We start from the raw sequence: 20,902 nt of genomic DNA on the forward strand, positions 1-20,902 counted from the left end.
GGCCGGTTCCAAAGCCCACCGGCCCCACTCAGCCCGCGCCGCCCTCCAGGTGCGTCACCGCGCGGCCCAGCCGCTCGCTGGCGCAACGCAATGCCACCCCCTGTTCGCACATCGCAAGCAGGCGCCCTTCCATCATGCGGGTGACGCTGCGCACCGCGTTGAGCGGCGTGCCGGCCGCCGCGCGGGCACGGTCGATACACCCCTGCATCTCGCGCAGACGTCCGGCTTCTTCCTCCGGGCGTTCGCCGATGAAGCCTTCGATGACACCGCGCCGGGCGCGGAAATAGGCTTCCGGATCGCGCTCGGCAAGCGCACACCAATGATCGAAATCGAAATCCGCCACGCGCCCCCCTCTGCGGAGCACGCTGCGAATGCAAAGCCCCGCCTTACTTCATCGTAGGCAAGGGGCAGGTGGGGAACAAGCAAGACGGCCCGCCAGGCGCGGCGGGCCACACGTTTTTACAAGTCAGCGGACGGCCACCGACTGCGAAGCGTTGAGCAGGGCCGCACGCGACACACCGCGGAATTCACCCGCACCACCGAGCAGTTCCTTCATGTCGAGGATCAGCACGATCTGCCCGTTGGACAGCGTGGTCACACCGGCCACGCCCTTCGGGCGGAAGTCGTCGAGGGACTTGATCACCGCGTCCTCGCGGCCGGCGAAACTGTCGATGGCGAGGATGAAGGACAACTCGGCGGTATGCATCAGCACGCCGTATTCGGGCGAACGTTCCTGCGGCCAGCCGAGCAACCCCGCCAGCGGCAGGATCGGCAAAACCTCGCCGCGCACCACCATGGTGGCGCGCCCGCCGACCTCCTGCACCTGTTCGGTGTCGATCGGCAGGATCTCGCGCACCATCGACAGCGGCACGGCGAAGGGCTGTTCGCCCAGGCGCACCAGCAGCACCGGCAGGATCGCCAGGGTCAGCGGCAGGCTGATGATGAAGGTGGTGCCCTTGCCGAGCTGCGAGCGGATCTCGATGGAACCGTTGAGCTTCTGGATGTTGGTGCGCACCACGTCCATGCCGACGCCGCGGCCCGATACGTCGGAAACCTGCGCCGCGGTGGAGAAGCCCGGCAGGAACACCAAGTTGTAGCTCTGGCGCTCGTCCATGGTGTTGGCTTCCTCATCGGTGATGAGGCCCCTTTCCACCGCCTTGGCGCGCAGCTTCTCGGCATTCATGCCGTGGCCGTCGTCGGCCACCATGATCAGGATGTGGTCGCCCTCCTGGCGCGCTTCCAGGCGCAGGATGGATTTTTCCGGCTTGCCGGCGGCGCGGCGGTCGGTGGCCGACTCCACGCCGTGGTCCACCGCGTTGCGGATCAGGTGGATGATCGGGTCGGAAAGATCCTCGATCATCGTCTTGTCGATTTCGGTTTCCTCGCCAGCCAGCACCAGTTCGACGTCCTTGCCGAGGTTGCGCGCGAGGTCGCGGGCGATGCGCGGGTATTTCTGGAACAGCCGGCCGATGGGCTGCATGCGGGTCTTCATCACCGCGTTCTGCAGATCGGACACCAGCAGATCGAGCTGGCTCACCGCCACGTCCAGGGCATGCAGCGTCTCGGTGTCGTTGAGGCCGTTGAGGATGTCGCTGCGCAGCGCGTTGAGGCGGTTCTTGGTCAGGCCGATCTCGCCGGACAGGTTGAGCACCTGGTCCAGGCGCGCGGTATCGACGCGGATCGAGTTGTCGCGCGTCTTTTCGCTGTCGCGCCGCCCGCTCGGCGCGGAAGACCCCGGACGGTCGGAGGCACGTCGACCGATGGCGGCCTGCACCACTTCTTCCGGTTTGGTGCCCGGCGCCGCGGGCAGGCTGGCGGCCTGGGCTGGCGCCTCGACGGCAACCGGCAGGCCGGTGACCGCGTTGAACAGATTGTTCCAGTCCGGTCCGCCCTGTCCGGCGGGGGCCGCCTCAACCACCTGTACGGGTTCGGCAGCGGCCGGATCCGCCGTGCCGCCCACGAGTTCGCCGGCGATGGCGCGCTTCAGGCGGTCGATCAGGTCCGCATCGGCGGCGGGCGGCTGCACGCCCTGCTCCAGGAAGCCGAACATGTCGCGCACCACCCCGGTGGCGGCGAGGATGACGTCCATGGCCTCGGGGGTGATCGCCAGTTCACCGTTGCGCAGCTTGTCGAACAGGTTCTCGGTGAGGTGGCACAGCGTCACCAGTTCGGTGGCGTTGAGGAACCCGGCACCACCCTTGATGGTGTGGAAGCCGCGAAAGATGTCGTTGAGCAGGCTGCGATCATCGGGCGCGCGTTCCAGGTCGACCAGCTTGTTGTCGACGCCGGAGAGCAGATCGCCCGCCTCGATCAGAAAGTCCTGCAGCAACTCCTCCATGCCGGCAAAGTCACTCATGGTCCTCACGCTCCTAGATTCCGGGGCGGCCCGAGCCACTCCCGTACGCCGCCGTCCGCCGCGCGGACGGCCGGTTGTTCAATCGCCTGCCGCGCCTCAGAAACCGAGGCTCTCCAGCAGATCATCGACCTGCTCCTGGCTGGTCACCACGTCGTCGCGCCCTTCGGCGGAGATCACCGGGCCGTTCATCAGGCCGGCGTGCTTTTCCGGCACCTTGTCCGACGGGGCGACCTCCAGCAGCACCTGCAGCAGCTGGGTTTCCAGCACCTGGGCCAGATCGACGACCTTCTTGATCACCTGCCCGGTGAGATCCTGGAAATCCTGCGCCATCATGATTTCCAGCAACTGGGCGTTGGTCGCCCGGCTGCTGTCCGCCACGCCGCCGACGAACGTTCGCGTGTCGGCAGACAGGGCCTTGAATTCCTCCACGCTCAACTGGTTGGCGAACAGCTTGTCCCAGCGGGCCTTGAGCGCCGTCGCATCCGCCTCGACGCGGTCCTGGATGGGACGCGCGATGTCGGTGGCGTTGAGCACGCGGCTGGCGGCCTGCTCGGTGAGCTGGGCGATGTAGTTGAGGCGCTGGCGGGCATCGGGAATCGACGAGGCGGCCTCCTGCAACGTGGCGTCGTAGCCCAGTTCGCGCAGGGTATCGTGCACCTGGCGGGTCATCTGGCCGATGCGCTGGAACACCACCTCGTAGCTGCCCTCCACATGCGGCTCGGCAGCCACGGCCACCGGCGCGGGACGTACCGCCGGGGCGGGACGGGCGGGCGGCACGGCCGCCGGCGCCGGTTGCGGAGGGGGGTCGAACTGGCCGGCCACCGAATCGAACAGTGCCTGCAATTCGTCGCTGTCGCCATCCGCCGCCGGCCCGGGGGCGACCTCCAGCCGGGGCTTGGCCGCCGGCGCCGAGGCGATGCTGTCGAACAGCGCCTGAAGATCGTCGGAGTCTCCGGACTCGTCGAATTTCAGCTTCTTCGCCATGGTTACGAACTCCCTTGCTCGTTGTGCGCGCCGACCGTCAGGCCGTCGTCTTGCCGAACTTCTCGAAGATCTTTTCGAGCTTCTCGGCCATCGTGGCGGCGGTGAACGGTTTGACGATGTAGCCGCTCGCGCCGGCCTGCGCGGCCGCGATGATGTTTTCCTTCTTGGCCTCGGCCGTGATCATCAGTACCGGCAGGTGCTTCAGGTGAGGTGTCTGGCGGATGGTCTGCAGCAGCGTCAGGCCATCCATGTTGGGCATGTTCCAGTCGGTGACGACGAAGTCGAACGGCCCGCTGTTGAGCTTCTGCAGGGCCACCGCGCCATCCTCGGCCTCGTCCACGTTGGTGTAGCCGAGTTCCTTGAGAAGGTTGCGCACGATGCGGCGCATGGTCGAGAAGTCGTCGACGACGAGGAATTTCATTTTTGGGTCAGCCATTTTCGATCTCCGGTGTTCTGCTGCGGGCCAGACCGCTCAGTGCCCCCGATTGAGCATCGGGCGCAAGGTGTCGGCCAGCACGTCCGCGTCGAATTTTGCCACGTAAGCATCGACACCGACCCGCTTGCCCATCGCACGATTGGCCTCGGAGGACAGCGAGGAGTGCATGACCACCGGAATGCCTTCGAAGCGTGGATCGTTCTTGATGTTGCGGGTGAGCACGTAGCCGTCCATCTCGGGCATCTCGGCATCGACCAGGATCAGGTCGACTTCCTCGGCCAGCGGGCGCCCGGTCTGCTGTGCATGGCTGGCCATGCCTTCCAGGCGGGTCCAGGCTTCCAGGCCGTTCTGCGCGTGCTTGTGCTTGACGCCCAGCTTGTCGAGCACCTCGGCGATCTTGCGGCGCGCCACCGCCGAATCGTCCACGAAGAAGATATTCACGTCGTGCCCGCCGGAGATCGGCGCGATGCTGCCGATCACCGCTTCGCCGAAGGTGTTGGCGAGGATGGTCTCGACGTCGAGGATGGACACCAGGCTGCCGTCGGGCAGTTCGGTGATCGCGGTGATGAAGCTATGCACGCTGGAGGAGACGTTTTCCGGCGTGCGCACCTTGTCCCATTCCACCCGGATGATGCGGTCCACCTCCTCGACCAGGAAGCCGAGCGTGCGCTTGCTGTATTCGGTGACCATCATCGCGGCGCCCAGCGCGTCGCCCGGTGCGGCGATGTCGAGCACCTTGGCCAGCGAAAGCACCGGAATCACGTTGCCGCGCAGCGAGATCAGCCCTTCCACGCCACTGGGCATGTTGGGCGCGCGGGTGATGAAGGGCGTCTTGGAAACCTCGCGCACCTTGAACACGTTGATGCCGAAGGTTTCCTTGGTTCCCAGGGAGAACAGCAGGATCTCCATCCGGTTGGAGCCGGCCAGCATGGTCCGGCCATCGACCGCTTCGAGGAAGTTGTTTTCCGGGATTTCGAGCTTCATGGAAGACCTCGGCTCAGTTGCCGGCCTGGCCATCGGTGCGCAGCAGGCGGCGCAGCGTGGAGGCCAGACGCTGGGGTTCGAACTTGGGCACGTATTCGTCGACCCCGACCGACTTGCCCAGGTTCTGGTTGGACATGCCGGACAAGGAGGAATGCATGATCACCGGCACGCCTTCGAAGCGCGGATCGGACTTGATCGACTTGGTGAGGATGTAGCCGTCCATTTCCGGCATTTCCACGTCGGTGAGCACCAGGCTCACCAGATCCCTGACCCTGCGCCCGCTCGATTCGGCATAGGCGGCGACCTTCTTCAGTTCTTCCCAGGCCGCCCGCCCGTTCACCGAACTGACGTAGCGCACGCCCAGCGCATCCAGCGTGCGCGTGATCTGCTTGCGCGCCACCGAGGAATCGTCGGCGAAATACACCGTGTGCTCGCCGTATTCGGACGCCAGCGGCTCGATGTTCTGGAACAGGTATTCGTCATCGTAGCGCGTGGTTTCGGAGAGCACCTTCTCCACGTCGAGCATCATCACCAGCTTGTTGCCCGGCAGTTCGGTCACCGCGGTGACCAGCCCGCCCATGTTGGCCACCAGCATGTCGGGCGGCACGCGCATCTGCGCCCAGTCCAGACGCAGGATGGTATCCACCGCCTCCACCAGGAAACCCTGGGTGTGGCCGTTGTACTCGGTGACGATCATGATCTCGCGCGGCGTATCCGAGCCGATGCCGACATACTTGGCCAGGTCGACCACCGGCACCAGCACGCCACGCAGGCTCACCATGCCTTCCACCGAGGAGGGCATTTCCGGCGCGGCGGTGATGGCCGGCGTGCGCATCACCTCGCGCACCTTGAACACGTTGATGCCGAAGGTTTCGCGCCGGCCCGTGCGCTGGTCCGTGCCGAGGGTGAACAGCAGGATTTCCAGCTTGTTGGTTCCCGCGAGCTTGGTGCGGGCATCGATGTTCTTGAGCAGTTCCGACATAGGTCTCTCCGCGGAGCGGGTCCGGCGGCGCCCGAACCCCGGGCGCCTGGTTTGTTGAGCTTATCGACAGCTTACGTGGTTTCTTTAGGAAACACCGCCATGCAAATCAAGCGGCCGGATATTCTCGCATCAACGCCGATGCGCACACACCGATTCCCGCATCGCATCCCATTGTATCGGGGGCCGTCCACGCACAACCGTGGAAAAAGCGGGATTTCAGCCCTCAATCCCGGCCCACTGCGCCGCAATCAGGCCGAAACCGCCCCTCTCGCCCCGGCAAGGCGCTGCTGGATGCGCGCAGCGATCTCGCCGAGCGGGGTCACCTCGCTGGCGGCGCCAAGGCCCACCGCCTCGCGCGGCATGCCATACACCACGCAGCTGGCCTGATCCTGGGCGACGGTCCAGGCGCCGCTGCGCCGCATCGCCAGCAGGCCACGTGCGCCGTCCTTGCCCATGCCGGTGAGCAGCACGCCCAGGGCGTTGCCCCCCACCTGCTCGGCGGCGGACTCGAACAGCACGTCCACCGAAGGGCGATGGCGGTTGACCGGCTCCGAGCGCTCCAGCCTGCACTGCAGCCCGCCGGCGGGCTGGCGGACCACCGACAGGTGGGAATGTCCCGGCGCGACATACACGGTGCCGGGCTGGACACGCTCGCCATCCTCGGCCTCCTTGACGCGCAGCGCGCACAGGCTGTCCAGCCGGCGCGCGAACGAGGCGGTGAACATTTCCGGCATGTGCTGGACGATGAAGATCGGCGGCATCTCGGCCGGCAGGCCGAGCAGCACCACCTTGATCGCCTCGGTTCCTCCGGTGGAGGCCCCGATGAAGATCGGCCGTCCGCAACTCACGCCGCAAGGTGCCCTGTTGGTGGCTGCTGCGGGCGCCGCCGGGGGAGTCGACCCACCGCCGCGCGCGGCGGCTGGCGGCGTGGCGGACGGACGGGGAGATGCCGCCGCCCGGGCGCTCAGTTTTGCCTGGCTGGCCGCGCGCAGACTGTCGCCAAGACGCTGCGCGTATTCTTCCAGCGCCCGCGGGCTGCGATTCTGCGGTTTGGCCAGCACGTCCACCGCGCCCAGTTCCAGCGCGCGCAGACTGGCCTCCGAGCCGCGTTCGGTGAGGTTGGAGACCATGACCACCGGCATCGGGCGCAGGCGCATCAACTGGGCGAGAAAGTCCAGCCCGTCCATGCGCGGCATTTCCACGTCCAGGGTCAGCACGTCGGGATCCAGGCTGCGGATCATCTCGCGCGCGATCAGTGGGTCGGCGGCCGTGCCCACCACTTCCATGCCGGGCTGCCGGCCGATGAGTTCGGCCAGCAGCACGCGCATCAGCGCGGAATCGTCGCAGATCAATACCCGGATGGCCATCCTGCCTCAACCCTTCCGGCGTTCAGCCATGATCCGCATCCTTGCGCTTGTAAACAGTGCGCCCGAGCGAGCGGAACAGATCGGCGGCGTGCATGAAGCTCTCGGAATGGCCGGCGAACAGCAATCCCTCCGGACGCAGCAGCGGCACGAAGCGCTTGAGGATGCCGTACTGGGTGGGCTTGTCGAAGTAGATCATCACGTTGCGGCAGAACAGCGCGTCCAGCGGCCCCTGCACCGCCCAGTTGGGATCGAGCAGGTTGATGCGGCGGAAGGTGATCAGGCGCTGCAGTTCGGGACGCACGCGCACCTGGCCGTCCTGGCTGCCCGCACCGCGCAGGAAGAAGCGCTGCAGGCGCTGCGGCGACAGGCGCTCCACGCGTTCCTGGCGGAACACGCCGCGCTCGCCCTGGGCGAGCACGTTGGTATCGATGTCGCTGGCGATGATCTGCACCGGCGGGTTCAGGCTGTCGAAGGCCTCGCAGGCGGTGATCGCCAGCGAATACGGCTCTTCGCCGGTGGACGCCGCGCAGCACCAGATGCGTGCCGGGCGGCGCTCGTTGTCCTTCAGCTTGCGCAGATGGTCGGCGAGGATGTCGAAATGATGCGCCTCGCGGAAGAACGAGGTGAGATTGGTGGTCAGCGAATTGACGAAGGTTTCCCACTCCGCGCGGTCGCGCTCCAGGCGCTGCAGGTACTGCGCAAAGGTCTTGTCGCCGCAGGCCCGCAGCCGGCGCGCCAAGCGGCTGTAGACCATGTCCTGCTTGGCCGGCGACAGGGCGATGCCGGCATGCTGGTAGATCAGCTTGCGGATGCGCTCGAAGTCGGCATCGGTGAATTCGAATTCACGCTCGCGCGCCGCCACGGGCGGCATCACCGGCCACTGCAGTCCGCCCGCGCCCGGCCGGGTCGGCGCGCCTCCTGCCGGCTTGTCCGCCGGTCGCGTCCCGCTCTGGATGGAAGACGGGCGGGCCGCCGCAGGGGAAGACGGCCGGACGGCAGGGCCGGAAGAAGACGGGCGCGTGGTGGACGCGCCCGGTGGCTTGAGCGGCGCACGGGGGCGGTCGCCGGTGGTCATGCTCAGAACTCCTCCCATTCATCCTGCAAGGCCTTGTCGACCGCCGCGCGCTTGCGCACTTTGCTCAGCGGCGCGCCGCGCGCAGGCCGTTTCGGCAGTTTAGCAATTCCCTCGGCAACTGGCTCGGCCCGCACGCCTGCGGACGGGGGCGCCGCGCCGGTGCGGAAGGCGCCGACCGCGGCCACCAGACCCTGCGCCTGATCTTCCATGCTGGCAGCGGCTGCGGCAGCCTCCTCCACCAAGGCCGCATTGTGCTGGGTCATTTCATCCATGTGGCCCACCGCCATCGCCACCTGCTCGATGCCCAGACTCTGCTCGCGGCTCGCCTCGGCGATCTCGCCCACCAGACCCGCCACCCGCTGGAAGGCCGCAACGATCTCTTCCATCGTCCGCCCCGCTTCATCCACCAGCCGCACCCCGCCGGCCACCTTGCCCACCGAGTCGGCGATCAGCCCCTTCACCTCGCGCGCCGACTGCGCGCTGCGCTTGGCCAGCGCACGCACCTCCGCCGCCACCACCGCGAATCCGCGCCCCTGCTCGCCCGCACGCGCCGCCTCCACCGCCGCATTCACCGCCAGGATGTTGGTCTGGAACGCCAGCGCGTCGATCACCCCGATGATGTCCTCGATGCGCCGTGCCGCCTCCTCGATGGCCCCCATGGTGGTGACCACCTTGCGCATCGTCGAGCCGCCGCGCTCGGCCACCGCGTTCGCACTTTCCGTCAGCTCGCGCGCCACCCGCGCATTGTCCGCGTTCTGGTGCACCGTGGCGTTGAGTTCTTCCATCGCGCTGGCCGTCTCTTCCAGCGAACCGGCCTGTGCCTCGGTGCGCGCGCTCAGCTCGCCGTTGCCCGCGGCGATCTCCCGCGAGGCCGCGCTGATCGCTTCGGCCGAGTCCTTGATGCGTTCGACCACTTCGCGCAGGCGCACCACCGTGGCGTTGGTGTCGTCCTTCAGCCGGCCCAGCGTGCCGCGGTACTCGCCGGCGATCTGCTCGGTCAGTTCGCCGCGCGCCACCGCGTCGAGCACCCGCGCAACATCCTCCACGCTGCCCGAGACCACCTCCATCAGCCGGTTCAGCCCCTCCGCCAGTTGCAGGAAGAACCCCTTCTTGCCATCCACCGAGACACGGCCGGAAAAATCACCCGCCGCCGCGCTGTCCACCAGACCGGTCAGTTCAGCCTCGGTCGCCAGTTCATCGGTGCGGTCGCGCCATTCACCCACGGTGCCGAGCATGCGCCCGTCCGCATCGATGATGGGGTTGGTGGTCACCAAAAAATGGCGGCCGCCGATGCGCATATCCACGCGCGCCTGTTCGCGCTGGGTGGCCAGCTGGCGCACGGCGGCCTGCGGATCGGGGTACAGCGTGCCGATGTTGCTGCCGACGAAGCGTTCGGTGCTGAAACCCGGCACTTCCTGCTGGATGCGCGCCTCCACCCGGCGCAGCGTGCGCATCAGCGCCGGGTTGGCGTAGATGACCTTGCCGTCCACGTCGGCGATGCGCACATTGGTTTCCACGCACTCCAGCGCCTCGCGGATGCGCCGGTTCTCCGCCGCCGTACGGCGCTGCTCTTCCACCGCATAGCCCAGGCGGATCTTCATCGATTTGAGCGATTGCAGCAGGCGGCCCATCTCGTCGTTGCGGATCGCCGAGAATTCCGCCTGGAAGTTGCCGGCCGCCATGCGCTGCAAGGCGGCGTGCGCATCGGCGAGCGGACGGGTGATGGTATTGGCCACCAGCCACACCAGCCCCGCACAGACGGCCGCGAAGGCCAGCATGCCGCCGGCCAGCAGGCCACGCACCCAGCCGCCCCCGTTCCAGTCCGCTGTCGCATGGCCCACCGCATGCCAGCCCGCGCCCGCCATGCCGAACACCAGCAGCATGGCCAGCAGCAGCGACCACCACAGTTTGCCGACCAGCGGGTAGTCGGCATACCAGCGCGCGAAACGCGCGAACAGGCTGTTGCCGCTCACGCGGCCGTGGCGGATCACCCCGCCGCCTTCGCGCAGGCGGCGATAGGCACGCTCGGCCTCGTCCACCTGCTCGCGCGGCGCGCGGCCGCGCACCGAAATGTAGCCGGTGATGCGCCCGCCCTCGACGATGGGCGCGATGTTGGCGAGCATCCAGTAATGGTCGCCGTTGCGGCAGCGGTTCTTGACCAGGCCGGACCACGGCCGGCCGGCCTTCAGGTCGCGCCACATGTCGGCGAACAGCGCTTCGGGCATGTCCGGATGGCGCAGCAGATTGTGCTCTGCGCCGATCAGTTCGCTCTCGGCAAACCCGCTCAGCTCGATGAAATCCCGGCTGACGTGGGTGATGCGCCCGCTGGCGTCGGTGCGGGAGACGATGGTGCGTTGCGCGCCGACCTCGACTTCCCGGCCGGTCACCGGCTGGTTGTTTCTCATGCTCGTTCCCCGTGCTTGCTCATCCGCGCGGCGCCCAGGGCGCGGCGCGCTGCGGGCCGGTGCGGAAGGCGCCGACGGCTTCCACCAGGCCCTGCGCCTGCGCCTCCAGGCTGGCCGCCGAAGCCGCCGCCTCTTCCACCAGTGCCGCGTTGTGTTGCGTCATTTCGTCCATCTGGCCGACCGACACCGCCACCTGCTCGATGCCCAGACTCTGCTCGCGGCTCGCCTCGGCGATCTCGCCTACCAGCCCCGCCACCCGCTGGAAGGCCGCAACGATCTCTTCCATCGTCCGCCCCGCTTCATCCACCAGCCGCACCCCGCCGGCCACCTTGCCCACCGAGTCGGCGATCAGCCCCTTCACCTCGCGCGCCGACTGCGCGCTGCGCTTGGCCAGCGCACGCACCTCCGCCGCCACCACCGCGAATCCGCGCCCCTGCTCGCCCGCACGCGCCGCTTCCACCGCCGCATTCACCGCCAGGATGTTGGTCTGGAAGGCCAGCGCATCGATCACCCCGATGATGTCCTCGATGCGCCGTGCCGCCTCCTCGATGGCCCCCATGGTGGTGACCACCTTGCGCATCGTCGAGCCGCCGCGCTCGGCCACCGCGTTCGCACTTTCCGTCAGCTCGCGCGCCACCCGCGCATTGTCCGCGTTCTGGTGCACCGTGGCGTTGAGCTCTTCCATCGCACTGGCCGTCTCTTCCAGCGAACCGGCCTGCGCCTCGGTGCGCGCGCTCAGCTCGCCGTTGCCCGCGGCGATCTCCCGCGAGGCCGCGCTGATCGCTTCGGCCGAATCCTTGATGCGTTCGACCACTTCGCGCAGGCGCACCACCGTGGCGTTGGTGTCGTCCTTCAGCCGGCCCAGCGTGCCGCGGTACTCGCCGGCGATCTGCTCGGTCAGTTCGCCGCGCGCCACCGCGTCGAGCACCCGCGCCACATCCTCCACGCTGCCCGAGACCACCTCCATCAGCCGGTTCAGCCCCTCCGCCAGTTGCAGGAAGAACCCCTTCTTGCCGTCCACCGAGACACGGCCGGAAAAATCACCCGCCGCCGCGCTGCCGATCAGCGCAGCCAGTTCGGCGCGCAGCGCGGCCTCATCGGTGCGGTCATACCATTCCACCACGGTACCGGTGCGCTCGCCCCGCGTGTCATAGACCGGATTGACGACCAGTTGGAACGAGAAATCCCCCAGGCGGATCTCGCTCACGTGCGTGTCACGCAGCCCGGCGATCAGCTTGCTCAGGCCCGGCCCGCGGTGAAAGAGATCGAAATGCCGGCCGGTGATGTGCTTCGCGTGCCCGCCGCCCGGCAATGCCCCGCCCATGCTCTGTTCGGCACGCTGCAGGATGCCGATCGCCGAGGCGTTCAGGTAGGTGATCACCCCATCCAGGTCGGCCAGCATCAGGCTGACCCGGGCCGTGTCCAGCGCGCGGCGCACGCGCAGGTTCTCCTCGGCCGCGCGCCCTTCCTCCTCGCAGCGGCGCGCCAGTTGCTCGCGCATTTCTTCGAGCGCGCACAGCATGGCGCCGATTTCCCCGCCGCCCTCGATCTTCGCAGGCAAGGCATCAAAACGTCCGGCGCCGATCTCTTCGGCGATCTGCCGCGCAATCCGCAACCTCGCGGCCTGTCTGCGCGCCAGCACAAGCGCCGCGGCGCAGGCCAGCACCAGCGCGCCGAGCAGCAGCACCGCGAGCAGGACGGGCTGGTCGGTCCGGGTGAGCGCCAGCACGGGCCCCGCGAACAGCGCGCCGGTGAGCAGCACCAGCGCACACAGAAGCCCGGAGAACGGGAGCGAATCGAATGCTTTCATGATCTGCGCGCGTCCATGTTCATGTTCCCCCACGCTCCGGGCCGCCGGCAAACAGCGCCAGTTCGGGCGAGCACATCAGTGCCTCGATATCCAGCACCACCAGGGTCTGCCCCTCCACCTCGGCCAGCCCGCGCACATGGCGGATGCCCGCGCCGAACTCGGGTGCCGGGCGGATGGCCGCCGGCTCCAGCGCCACCACGTCGGCCAGCGCATCCACCTGCACGCCGACCAGGCGTTCATCGATCTGCAGCACCACGATCACCGTCGCCGGCCCGACCTGCGCCGCGCCCAGCCCGAGATGCAGGCGCAGATCGACCACCGGCACGATCACCCCGCGCAGGTTGATCACCCCGCGCACCACCGGCGGTGCGCCGGCGATGCGGGTGGCCGGTTCATGGGCACGAATCTCGCGCACGCTGAGGATATCGACGGCATACATCTCGTCGGCCAGCGCAAAGGCGATGAATTCGCGCGCGGTGGCCGACGGCGTGTCGTCGCGGTCCGCCGCGGGCTCGGCGTCGAACATGGTGATGCGTTTCCTGAATGGCTACGTACGGATTTACGGCAGATGGCCGGGCTTCTGAAGCCCTTCCGCGCTACGTTCTTTTGATGGGGTCCGTTGCCCCGTCAGGCGGATCGATGTCAGGCGGCGAGACCCGCGGCGCGCGCGCCATCGATCAGCGCAGCGACGTCGAGGATCAGCGCCACCTTGCCGTTGCCCAGCACGGTGGCCGCGGAAAAGCCGGCCACCTTGCGGAAATTGGCCTCCAGGCTCTTGATGACCACCTGGCGCTGATCGACCAGCGTATCGACCAGCAGCGCCGCCCGCGCGCCGTTGGCTTCCACCAGCACCATGATGCCCTCGGTCCACTCCGCATGCGCGCCGGGCACCGCGAAACGGCGGCCCAGTTCGATCACCGGCAGGTAATCGCCCTGCACGCGCAGGGTGCGCGGCTGCCCGCCGATGCGTCCGATGGCCTCTGGCGGGGCCTGCAGCGTTTCGCCGACGAAACCCAGCGGAATCACGTACAGCTCGTCGCCCACCCCGACCACCAGCCCGTCGGCGATCGCCAAGGTGAGCGGCAGGCGCACGCCGATGCGGGTGCCGCGCCCGGGCAGCGAGCGTATCTCCACCTGCCCGCCCAGCTCGGCGATGTTGCGCTTGACCACATCCATGCCGACACCGCGCCCGGACACCTCGGTGACCGTCTCGGCAGTGGACAGGCCGGGCTCGAAGATCAATTGCCAGACTTCCGCGTCGCTCAGCGCGTCGGACGCCGGCAGACCGCGGGCACGGGCGCTCGCCAGGATGCGCTCGCGCGACAGGCCCGCACCGTCGTCCTCGACCTCGACCAGGATGTAGCTGCCCTGGTGCAGCGCGCGCAGCACCAGTTCGCCCTCTTCGGGTTTGCCGGCAGCGCGGCGCGCCGCCGGACTCTCGATGCCATGATCGAGCGCGTTGCGCACCAGATGGGTGAGCGGATCGACGATGCGCTCCACCAGGCTCTTGTCCAGCTCGGCCTGCTCGCCTTCCAGGCGCAGACGCACGCGTTTGCCCAGGCGCGCGCCCAGGTCATGCACCAGGCGCGGGAAGCGCGCGAACACGTTGGCAACCGGCACCATGCGGATGGCCATCACCGAGGACTGCAGCTCACGGGTATTGCGCTCCAGCAGGCCCAGTCCGTTCATCAGCCGGTCGAACAGTTCGGTGGCCTCCATCTCGCCGGCCAGTTCATTCAGGATCGAGCGGGTGATGACCAGTTCACCGACCAGGTTGGCCAGTTCCTCGACCTTGTCCACGCTGACGCGGATCGACGCATCGGCCCCGCCGCGCGACATCGCGTGTGCTTCCTGCGGCGGCGCCGTGTCCCCATCCACGGCTTCCGGCCGCGGCTCGTCATGGGCCGGCACGTCGGCGGGCAACTGCGGGAAAGGCTCGAACAGCGTATAGCTGCCATCCTCGGCCTCTTCCTCGTAGGGCGTTTCATCCGCAGTGGGCGCCGGCGGTGCATCGACGGCCCGGATGACGAGTTCCCCCGGGTCGGTGACCAGTTCCAGCACCGCGCGCAGGCCGGCTTCATCCTCGGGTCCATGGATGCGGACGCGCCAACTGCCGTCGCCGCCCAGCGGCCCGGGGCGCTCGAGCACCTCGCATGCCCCCAGCCGGGCGAGTTCCTGCAGCATGTTGTCGACCAGCAATTCACTGCCGGCCACCACCCGCGCCAGGCGGAACACGGCCTCCCAGGCCGTTCCCACGTCCTTGCCGGCCACCGCCCCGGCCGTGGCGGACGGGGCCGCTCCCTGCGCCAGCGCGGCCAGCCGGGCAGCGGCCTCCCGGGCACGCGCGGCATCGGCCGGCGGGCCGCCACGCCGGGCATCGAGCAGGTTGCGCAGCGCATCGCAGGCCGCGAGACCGGCCTCGACCATGCGCTCGTCGAAGGGCAGTTCGCCCTTGCGCACACGGTCGAGCAGCTCTTCCATGGCATGCATCAGCGCCGCCACGTCCTCGAAGCCGAACGTGGCCCCGGAGCCCTTGATCGAATGCGCAGCGCGGAAGATCTCGGCGACGTCCTCCTGCGCCGCGTGGCGCGGATCGATGCGCAGCAGGATCGCCTCGATGTTCTGCAGATGTTCCCCGGCCTCCTCGAAGAACAGCTGGTGGAACTGGCTCAGATCCAGGCTCATCGCGCGCTCCGTCCGCTCAGCCGAGCACCCGCGCAGCCACTTCGAGCAGGCGCGCCGGCTCGAACGGCTTGACCAGCCAGCCGCTCGCGCCGGCCGCGCGGCCACGCGCCTTGGCTTCGCCGGACGATTCGGTGCTGAGCACGAGGATGGGCACGCGGCGATACTCGGGACGGCCGCGCAGGCGGGCGATCAGCGCCAAGCCATCCATGCGCGGCATGTTGAGGTCCGTGAGCACCAGATCGAAACGCGCCGCCTCGGCCTTCTCGGCGGCGTCGACGCCATCGACCGCCTCGGTGACGCTGTAGCCCGCCGCGCGCAGGGTATAGCCCACCGCCTGCCGGATGGCGGCCGAATCGTCGACCGCGAGAATGCGTTTGGTCATGGCCGGATTCCAGGAAATTGCAATGGAGCCGCCGCAACGCGGGCTCCCCGGGAGTTTATCGACGCCGCCGGCCGGCGACTTTAGCGCAGGTTCAAGGAAGGGGCGCGGACGCGCCGTCGGCGGCGGGCGCCAGGGAGCCCGGATCGAGCGGCGCATCGCCGCCGACCAGCACCTCGCGCCCTTCGCTGCGCAAGGCTTCCTCGGTTTCCTTGTTCATGACGATGATGGAAATCCGCCGGTTGGCGGGATCGAGGGGGTTTTCCCGGTTGAGGTGGATGGTGTCGGCCAGGCCGACCACGCGCAGCACCTTGCCGCTGTCCAGCCCGCCCGCCAGCAATTCACGCCGGGAAGCGTTCGCGCGGTTGCTCGACAGTTCCCAGTTGGAAAAGCTCAGTTCGCCGCCCGCGTAGGGCGCGGAATCGGTATGCCCCGACAGGCTGATCCGGTTGGGCACCTCGTTGAGCGCCCGCCCGATGGCATGCAGCAGGTCGCGCGTATACGGGCGCAGTACCGCGCTGCCGGTCAGGAACATCGGCCGGTTGTGTTCGTCGATCAGCTGGATGCGCAGCCCTTCCAGGGTGATGTCCATGAGAATCTGGTCGCGGAACTGCCGCAGCGAGGCGTCGGCCTCGATGATCGCCTCGATGCGCCCCTTCAGGTCGATCAGGCGCGCGCGCTCCACCCGGCGCTCCTGCGCCGTGGCGTCCTCGACCTCGGGCGGCAGGCGGTGGCGGCCGGTGGCCGCATCGAGGTTGATGGTGCGCCGGCCTTCCACGTCGCCGCGCTTGACCTGCCCCACCGAACGGGTCAGATCCTCGCCGCCGCCGCTCACCACGCTGGAGCTGTCGCCCACCCCGCTGCCGCCTTGCAGCGAGAGCTTGAGCGGGTTCTGGAAGTAATCCGCGATGCCTTCGAGATCGCCCTGCGCCGTGGAGCCGAGCAGCCACATCAGCAGGAAGAAGGCCATCATCGCGGTGACGAAGTCCGCATAGGCGATCTTCCAGGCGCCGCCATGGCCGGCCGCACCGCCCTTCTTGATGCGTTTGACGACAATGGGCTGCTGGGTATCGTCGCTCATGTGCGCGCCTCAGCCGACGCGGCGGGCGGGACACGGAAAGGACAGCCGGCGCGCAGAAGGCCCATCTTGCCGTACGCCCTCAGCCCTTGCGGCTCTTGATGTCCTCCTCCAGCTCGGAGAAGGTCGGCCGGTCGGTGGAGAACAGCACCTTGCGGCCGAACTCGACGGCCACCTGCGGCGCGTAGCCGTTCATGCTGGCCAGCAGCACCACCTTCATGCACTGGAAGATCTTGCCGGCCTCTTCGGCCTTCTGCTCCAACTGGCCGGCGATCGGCTGCACGAAGCCGTAGGACAGCAGGATGCCGAGGAAGGTACCCACCAGCGCGCCGCCGATCATCTTGCCCAGTACGGCGGGCGGTTCGCCCACCGAGCCCATCACGTTCACCACGCCCATCACCGCCACGACGATGCCGAAGGCCGGCAGCGCGTCGCCGACCTTGGCGACGATGTGCGCGGGGCCGTGGGCTTCCTGATGGTGGGTTTCGATTTCCATGTCCATCAGGTTCTCGATCTCGAAGGCGTTCAGGTTGCCGCCCACCATCATGCGCAGGTAATCGGTGAGGAACTCGATGGCGTGATGGTCGGCCATCACGCTCGGATACTTGGAGAAGATCGGGCTGGATTCCGGGTTGTCCACGTCGTTCTCGATGGACATCAGGCCTTCCTTGCGCACCTTGGCGAGGATCTCGTACAGCAAGGCGAGCACTTCCATGTACAGTGCCTTGTTGTAGCGCGAGCCCTTGAGCGCCGAGGGCAGCGCCTTCAGCGTGGCGCGCATGCTGCGCCCGCTGTTGCTCGCGACGAAGCCGCCGATGAGCAAGCCGACGATGGCCATGTATTCCACGGGCACCCAGATCGCCGCCAGGCTGCCATGCAGCGAGTAGGTACCCACCGAGGCAAGCAGCACAATCACGTAACCGACGATCAGTAACACCCGCCACTCCCATTCAAGACAGCCGCTGCAAAGCCGGCAGACATGCCGTCCGGCGCCCCGACGGCAACACAGGAAAATACTTTGAAACTAACGTCGCTGCAAAGTGAAACTTGAACCCGACTGCCAAAAAAGAACGGGGCCGCCCGCATCGCGGACGGCCCCGTGCTGCACGGCGTCAAACGCCGGATGGATCAGAGCCTGTCTACGCTCTTTTCATGGGTCCCGTTTCCCCGCCAGGCCGGTCGATGCAAGGCACAAAACGCAGTCGGGCTGGTGGCCCGGCGAGTATTTGTAACGCCGCAGCGGCCGGCCTGGCGGGGCAACCCGTAGGGCAGTCGCCCAAAGCGCCCCGCTCCGCGTTGCGCGCCTTGCCAAGACCACCGGTATTGGCTGCGCCGCGCGCCTTGAGCGGAACACTTTGGGCGGCTGCGGGACCCATGAAAAGAGCGTAGACAGGCTCTCAGACCAGTTCGGCCTTGGCGCGGCGCGCGGCGCGCTTGGTCTTGCCGGCGCGCGAGGGCATGTTGCACAGGCCGCAGACGAAGTTCTGCGTCGGGTCGTAGGCATGCGCCACGTAATGGCCGCCGCAGCAGGTGCACGGCGCCATCTGGATCAGATCGGCATCGTAGAAACGCACCAGGGTCCAGGCGCGGGTCAGGCTCAGCACCGGCTCCATCTGATCCGACTCGATGTGGTCGAGATACAGGTGATAGGCCTTCAGGATGGAATCCAGCCCGCGCAGACCGGCGCGATCGCTGAAGAAACGGTAGAAGCCCATGAACAGCGACGAATGCACGTTCGGCTGCCAGGTCATGAACCAGTCGGTGGAAAACGGCAGCATGCCCTTCGGGGGCGACACGCCGCGCACTTCCTTGTAGATCTTCAGCAGGCGCTCGCGGCTGAGCTTGGTCTCGGCCTCGAGCATCTGCATGCGCGCGCCGAGGCGCACCATTTCGACGGCGCGCTGGATGTCCTCGGCTTCCTGGATGATGCTCTTGTTCTTCATTGTTCCGCTCCCTGAAACTGCTCCTCGAGCGGCCTGGACGCCGCGATGATCGCCGCGTGCAGCCCGGAAGTCGCCGCGTCGCGGCCGTTGCCCGCCATCAGCCCGGCCAGCATGCCGTCGTCGAAACGGAAGCGCGGCAGCAGCGTCTGGCTGCCGGCCATGCGTACCAGCTTGGCGGCGGACAGGCCCAGAATCAGATCGGCCATCTCGCCGCCGATGCCGAGCCGGTACATGGCGGTTTCGCGATCGCTGCGCAACATCTGCTGCGCGAGCATCAGATAGGCCAGGTTCAATTCACGGATTTCGGCCTGAAAATCGGGGCGATCCATTTATAAGCTCCCAATCAGGGACAAGCTACTCGAAGTTAAAGTGAATTCTGAAGAATTGCAACCTACCTGCCCATCGGTGTAACAGGAAATTTACAGTAGCAACAAAAAGAAAACGCCTGTAAGGAATTCCCTTACAGGCGCTCGATCCGTCTACCGGTTCACGGTCGAACGCGGCCCGACTTTAGCGGATTTTCCCGCCAATAGCGCCAAGGGGCGCGGTTTTGCGGGATTTTCCGGGAGGGAATGTTGCGTAAACGCCCGCCTCATGCCCACCTACGCGCCCGGCATGACCCCATCCGCCCTGCCGGCGGGCGCAAGGCGTTCAGCACGGGGGCGTGGAAAACACCAGGCGTTCGAGCGGTACCGGACGGCTGAAGTGGAAGCCTTGCAGGAAATCGCAGCCCGCGGCGCGCAGCACCTCGGCCTGCTCGGCGGTCTCCACCCCTTCGGCGATGGTGGACAGGCGCAGATTGCCGGCGAGCGCGATGATCGCGCGCACGATGGCGGCATCGCCCTCGTCCTCGCACAGATCGCGCACGAAGGACTTGTCGATCTTGACGATGTCAATCGGCAGGCGCTTCAGATAGGACAGCGACGAATAACCGGTGCCGAAGTCATCCACCGCCACCTGCACGCCCATGTTCTTCAGCGCGCGCAGCATGCCGACGGCCGACTCCACGTCGGTCATCAGCGAACTCTCGGTGATCTCCAGCACCAGGCTGGCCGGCGGCAGCGCGCTGTCGCGCAATGCGTCGGCGACCACCTCGAGCAGGCGAGGCTGGGCGAACTGGACGGCGGAGACGTTGACCGACACCCGCACGCGCTCGTGCCCGACCTCCAGCCAGCGGCGCGCCTGGCGCGTGGCCTCGCCGAGCACCCAGGCGCCGATATCCACGATCAGGCCGGTCTCGTCGGCCATCGGGATGAAGCGGTCGGGCGACAGGCGCCCGAGGCGCGGATGCTGCCAGCGCACCAGCACTTCGGCACCGACGGCCCCCAGGTGGCGCGCGCTGATCACCGGCTGGTATTCGAGGAACAGTTCGCCGCGCTCCACGGCGTGGCGCAGGTCGCTTTCCAGCGCGAGGCGCTCGGCGGACGCGGCATTCATCGTGCGCTCGTAGAAGCGCACGCCGTTGCCCCCGTCGCGCTTGATCTGGCGGATGGCGGTCTCCGCGTTCATCAGCAGATCGAGCACGGCCTCGCCGTCGGTGGGAATCATGGCGACGCCGACGCTGGCGGTGAGGAACAGCTCGATGCGGTCCTTCATCAGCGGGCGGTCGAAGCTGCGCACGATCCAGCCGGCGAGCATTTCCACGCTGCCACGATCGCCGGCACCCGGCAGGAACACGCCGAATTCGTCGCCGCCCAGGCGCGCCAGCACCACTTCCGGCCCCAGCCCTTCCCGCAGGCGCTGGCCGATGTGGCGCAGCAGTTCGTTGCCGGTCTCGTAGCCGAAGCTGGCGTTGATGCGCATGAAGCGGTCGATGTCCACTACCAGCACCGCCCCGGCGGGCGGGCGTCCGCGTTCCTGGCTGTCGCGGATGGCGTCATTGACCTTGTTGCAGAACAGGTGGTGGTTGGGCAGCGCGGAGAGGCCGTCGAAGAAGGCCAGTTGCTGGATGCGCGAATCGGCATGGCGCACCGCGCGGCGGGCGCGGGCGCCGCGCAGTTCGCGCTCGATGACCGGCACCAGGCGCTCGTAATCGCCCTTGCTGACGTAGTCGTCCACCCCGTCGTACATGGCCGAGATCGCCTGGCGGCTGGAAATCTGCCCGGAATGGATGATGAAGGGCACATCGCGCGCGCTGCGCTTGAGCACGTCGAGCGCGGCCAGGGCGTCGAAACCCGGCATGTGATGGTCGGCCAGGACGATGTCCCAGTCTTCCGCGGCCAGCGCGGCGGCCATGTCGAGCGCGCAATCGACCCGGCGGCATTCGATCGCCATCCCCCGCCGGCCGAGTTCGGCGCGCAGCAGGTAGGCGTCGTCCTCGCTGTCGTCGACCAGCAGCACGCGTACGGGGGCATCGGTGCGCAACGGCAGTTCCTCGTTCATGCGCCCCATCGATCCAGGACTGTGCACCCGGCGAGC

18 protein-coding genes are annotated in these 20,902 nt (G+C 67.7%); all 18 read right to left on the reverse strand.

Annotated elements, in window-relative coordinates:
* Positions 1–28 precede the first annotated feature (28 nt).
* Positions 29–364, reverse strand: a complete 336-nt coding sequence (locus E6C76_RS06565) for a DUF3135 domain-containing protein (protein WP_211090126.1) — start codon at positions 362–364, stop codon at positions 29–31.
* A gap of 102 nt (positions 365–466) precedes the next feature.
* Positions 467–2,356 (reverse strand): chemotaxis protein CheA, encoded by a 1,890-nt coding sequence (locus E6C76_RS06570; protein ID WP_211090127.1) that lies wholly within the window; start codon positions 2,354–2,356, stop codon positions 467–469.
* A 96-nt stretch (positions 2,357–2,452) separates the two neighbouring features.
* Positions 2,453–3,340, reverse strand: a complete 888-nt coding sequence (gene cheZ, locus E6C76_RS06575; protein ID WP_136347439.1) for a protein phosphatase CheZ — start codon at positions 3,338–3,340, stop codon at positions 2,453–2,455.
* Between the two features lie 37 nt (positions 3,341–3,377).
* Positions 3,378–3,776: a chemotaxis response regulator CheY gene (gene cheY / locus E6C76_RS06580; protein ID WP_136347440.1), complete on the reverse strand. Its 399-nt coding sequence runs from the start codon at positions 3,774–3,776 to the stop codon at positions 3,378–3,380.
* 36 nt (positions 3,777–3,812) lie between these two features.
* Entirely contained in the window at positions 3,813–4,760 is a 948-nt protein-coding gene (locus tag E6C76_RS06585; protein ID WP_136347441.1) for a chemotaxis protein, read from the reverse strand.
* A gap of 13 nt (positions 4,761–4,773) precedes the next feature.
* The gene (locus E6C76_RS06590; RefSeq protein WP_136347442.1) at positions 4,774–5,742 is read right to left on the reverse strand and encodes a chemotaxis protein; all 969 of its coding nucleotides are present in this window, start codon (positions 5,740–5,742) and stop codon (positions 4,774–4,776) included.
* A 248-nt stretch (positions 5,743–5,990) separates the two neighbouring features.
* Complete coding sequence (locus tag E6C76_RS06595) at positions 5,991–7,109, reverse strand: protein-glutamate methylesterase/protein-glutamine glutaminase (RefSeq protein WP_136347443.1); 1,119 nt, start codon at positions 7,107–7,109, stop codon at positions 5,991–5,993.
* A 22-nt stretch (positions 7,110–7,131) separates the two neighbouring features.
* Positions 7,132–8,184 (reverse strand): CheR family methyltransferase, encoded by a 1,053-nt coding sequence (locus E6C76_RS06600; protein ID WP_408003466.1) that lies wholly within the window; start codon positions 8,182–8,184, stop codon positions 7,132–7,134.
* A gap of 2 nt (positions 8,185–8,186) precedes the next feature.
* The gene (locus E6C76_RS06605) at positions 8,187–10,589 is read right to left on the reverse strand and encodes a methyl-accepting chemotaxis protein (protein ID WP_136347444.1); all 2,403 of its coding nucleotides are present in this window, start codon (positions 10,587–10,589) and stop codon (positions 8,187–8,189) included.
* Positions 10,590–10,608: 19 nt separating this feature from the next.
* The gene (locus E6C76_RS06610) at positions 10,609–12,399 is read right to left on the reverse strand and encodes a methyl-accepting chemotaxis protein (RefSeq protein WP_168734259.1); all 1,791 of its coding nucleotides are present in this window, start codon (positions 12,397–12,399) and stop codon (positions 10,609–10,611) included.
* A gap of 19 nt (positions 12,400–12,418) precedes the next feature.
* A complete protein-coding gene (locus E6C76_RS06615) occupies positions 12,419–12,925 on the reverse strand; it encodes a chemotaxis protein CheW (RefSeq protein WP_136347445.1) in 507 nt (168 codons plus the stop codon).
* 116 nt (positions 12,926–13,041) lie between these two features.
* A complete protein-coding gene (locus tag E6C76_RS06620) occupies positions 13,042–15,084 on the reverse strand; it encodes a chemotaxis protein CheA (protein ID WP_136347446.1) in 2,043 nt (680 codons plus the stop codon).
* A gap of 16 nt (positions 15,085–15,100) precedes the next feature.
* Positions 15,101–15,466: a response regulator gene (locus E6C76_RS06625; protein ID WP_136347447.1), complete on the reverse strand. Its 366-nt coding sequence runs from the start codon at positions 15,464–15,466 to the stop codon at positions 15,101–15,103.
* A 91-nt stretch (positions 15,467–15,557) separates the two neighbouring features.
* Positions 15,558–16,544 (reverse strand): flagellar motor protein MotB, encoded by a 987-nt coding sequence (motB, locus tag E6C76_RS06630; RefSeq protein ID WP_136347448.1) that lies wholly within the window; start codon positions 16,542–16,544, stop codon positions 15,558–15,560.
* A gap of 79 nt (positions 16,545–16,623) precedes the next feature.
* Positions 16,624–17,478, reverse strand: a complete 855-nt coding sequence (motA, locus tag E6C76_RS06635) for a flagellar motor stator protein MotA (protein WP_136347449.1) — start codon at positions 17,476–17,478, stop codon at positions 16,624–16,626.
* A 460-nt stretch (positions 17,479–17,938) separates the two neighbouring features.
* A complete protein-coding gene (flhC, locus tag E6C76_RS06640; protein ID WP_136347450.1) occupies positions 17,939–18,484 on the reverse strand; it encodes a flagellar transcriptional regulator FlhC in 546 nt (181 codons plus the stop codon).
* Positions 18,481–18,813 (reverse strand): flagellar transcriptional regulator FlhD, encoded by a 333-nt coding sequence (gene flhD, locus E6C76_RS06645; protein ID WP_136347451.1) that lies wholly within the window; start codon positions 18,811–18,813, stop codon positions 18,481–18,483. Before flhD ends, flhC begins: the two co-directional genes overlap by 4 nt.
* A 322-nt stretch (positions 18,814–19,135) precedes the next feature.
* Positions 19,136–20,866 carry a putative bifunctional diguanylate cyclase/phosphodiesterase gene (locus E6C76_RS06650; protein WP_230976171.1) on the reverse strand — a complete coding sequence of 577 codons (1,731 nt, stop codon included), beginning with the start codon at positions 20,864–20,866 and terminating at the stop codon, positions 19,136–19,138.
* Positions 20,867–20,902 lie beyond the last annotated feature (36 nt).

Origin of the sequence: Pseudothauera nasutitermitis (assembly GCF_004801295.1) — a bacterium.
Taxonomy (GTDB): Bacteria; Pseudomonadota; Gammaproteobacteria; order Burkholderiales; family Rhodocyclaceae; genus Pseudothauera; species Pseudothauera nasutitermitis.

Excerpts from the sequence above, each read along its gene's own strand:
- E6C76_RS06570 (WP_211090127.1), bottom strand. The coding sequence starts at position 2,356 with ATGAGTGACTTTGCCGGCATGGAGGAGTTGCTGCAGGACTTTCTGATC.
- cheZ (WP_136347439.1), bottom strand. The coding sequence starts at position 3,340 with ATGGCGAAGAAGCTGAAATTCGACGAGTCCGGAGACTCCGACGATCTT.
- cheY (WP_136347440.1), bottom strand. The coding sequence starts at position 3,776 with ATGGCTGACCCAAAAATGAAATTCCTCGTCGTCGACGACTTCTCGACC.
- E6C76_RS06585 (WP_136347441.1), bottom strand. The coding sequence starts at position 4,760 with ATGAAGCTCGAAATCCCGGAAAACAACTTCCTCGAAGCGGTCGATGGC.
- E6C76_RS06590 (WP_136347442.1), bottom strand. The coding sequence starts at position 5,742 with ATGTCGGAACTGCTCAAGAACATCGATGCCCGCACCAAGCTCGCGGGA.
- E6C76_RS06595 (WP_136347443.1), bottom strand. The coding sequence starts at position 7,109 with ATGGCCATCCGGGTATTGATCTGCGACGATTCCGCGCTGATGCGCGTG.
- E6C76_RS06600 (WP_408003466.1), bottom strand. The coding sequence starts at position 8,184 with ATGACCACCGGCGACCGCCCCCGTGCGCCGCTCAAGCCACCGGGCGCG.
- E6C76_RS06605 (WP_136347444.1), bottom strand. The coding sequence starts at position 10,589 with ATGAGAAACAACCAGCCGGTGACCGGCCGGGAAGTCGAGGTCGGCGCG.
- E6C76_RS06610 (WP_168734259.1), bottom strand. The coding sequence starts at position 12,399 with ATGAAAGCATTCGATTCGCTCCCGTTCTCCGGGCTTCTGTGTGCGCTG.
- E6C76_RS06615 (WP_136347445.1), bottom strand. The coding sequence starts at position 12,925 with ATGTTCGACGCCGAGCCCGCGGCGGACCGCGACGACACGCCGTCGGCC.
- E6C76_RS06620 (WP_136347446.1), bottom strand. The coding sequence starts at position 15,084 with ATGAGCCTGGATCTGAGCCAGTTCCACCAGCTGTTCTTCGAGGAGGCC.
- E6C76_RS06625 (WP_136347447.1), bottom strand. The coding sequence starts at position 15,466 with ATGACCAAACGCATTCTCGCGGTCGACGATTCGGCCGCCATCCGGCAG.
- motB (WP_136347448.1), bottom strand. The coding sequence starts at position 16,544 with ATGAGCGACGATACCCAGCAGCCCATTGTCGTCAAACGCATCAAGAAG.
- flhC (WP_136347450.1), bottom strand. The coding sequence starts at position 18,484 with ATGAAGAACAAGAGCATCATCCAGGAAGCCGAGGACATCCAGCGCGCC.
- flhD (WP_136347451.1), bottom strand. The coding sequence starts at position 18,813 with ATGGATCGCCCCGATTTTCAGGCCGAAATCCGTGAATTGAACCTGGCC.
- E6C76_RS06650 (WP_230976171.1), bottom strand. The coding sequence starts at position 20,866 with ATGAACGAGGAACTGCCGTTGCGCACCGATGCCCCCGTACGCGTGCTG.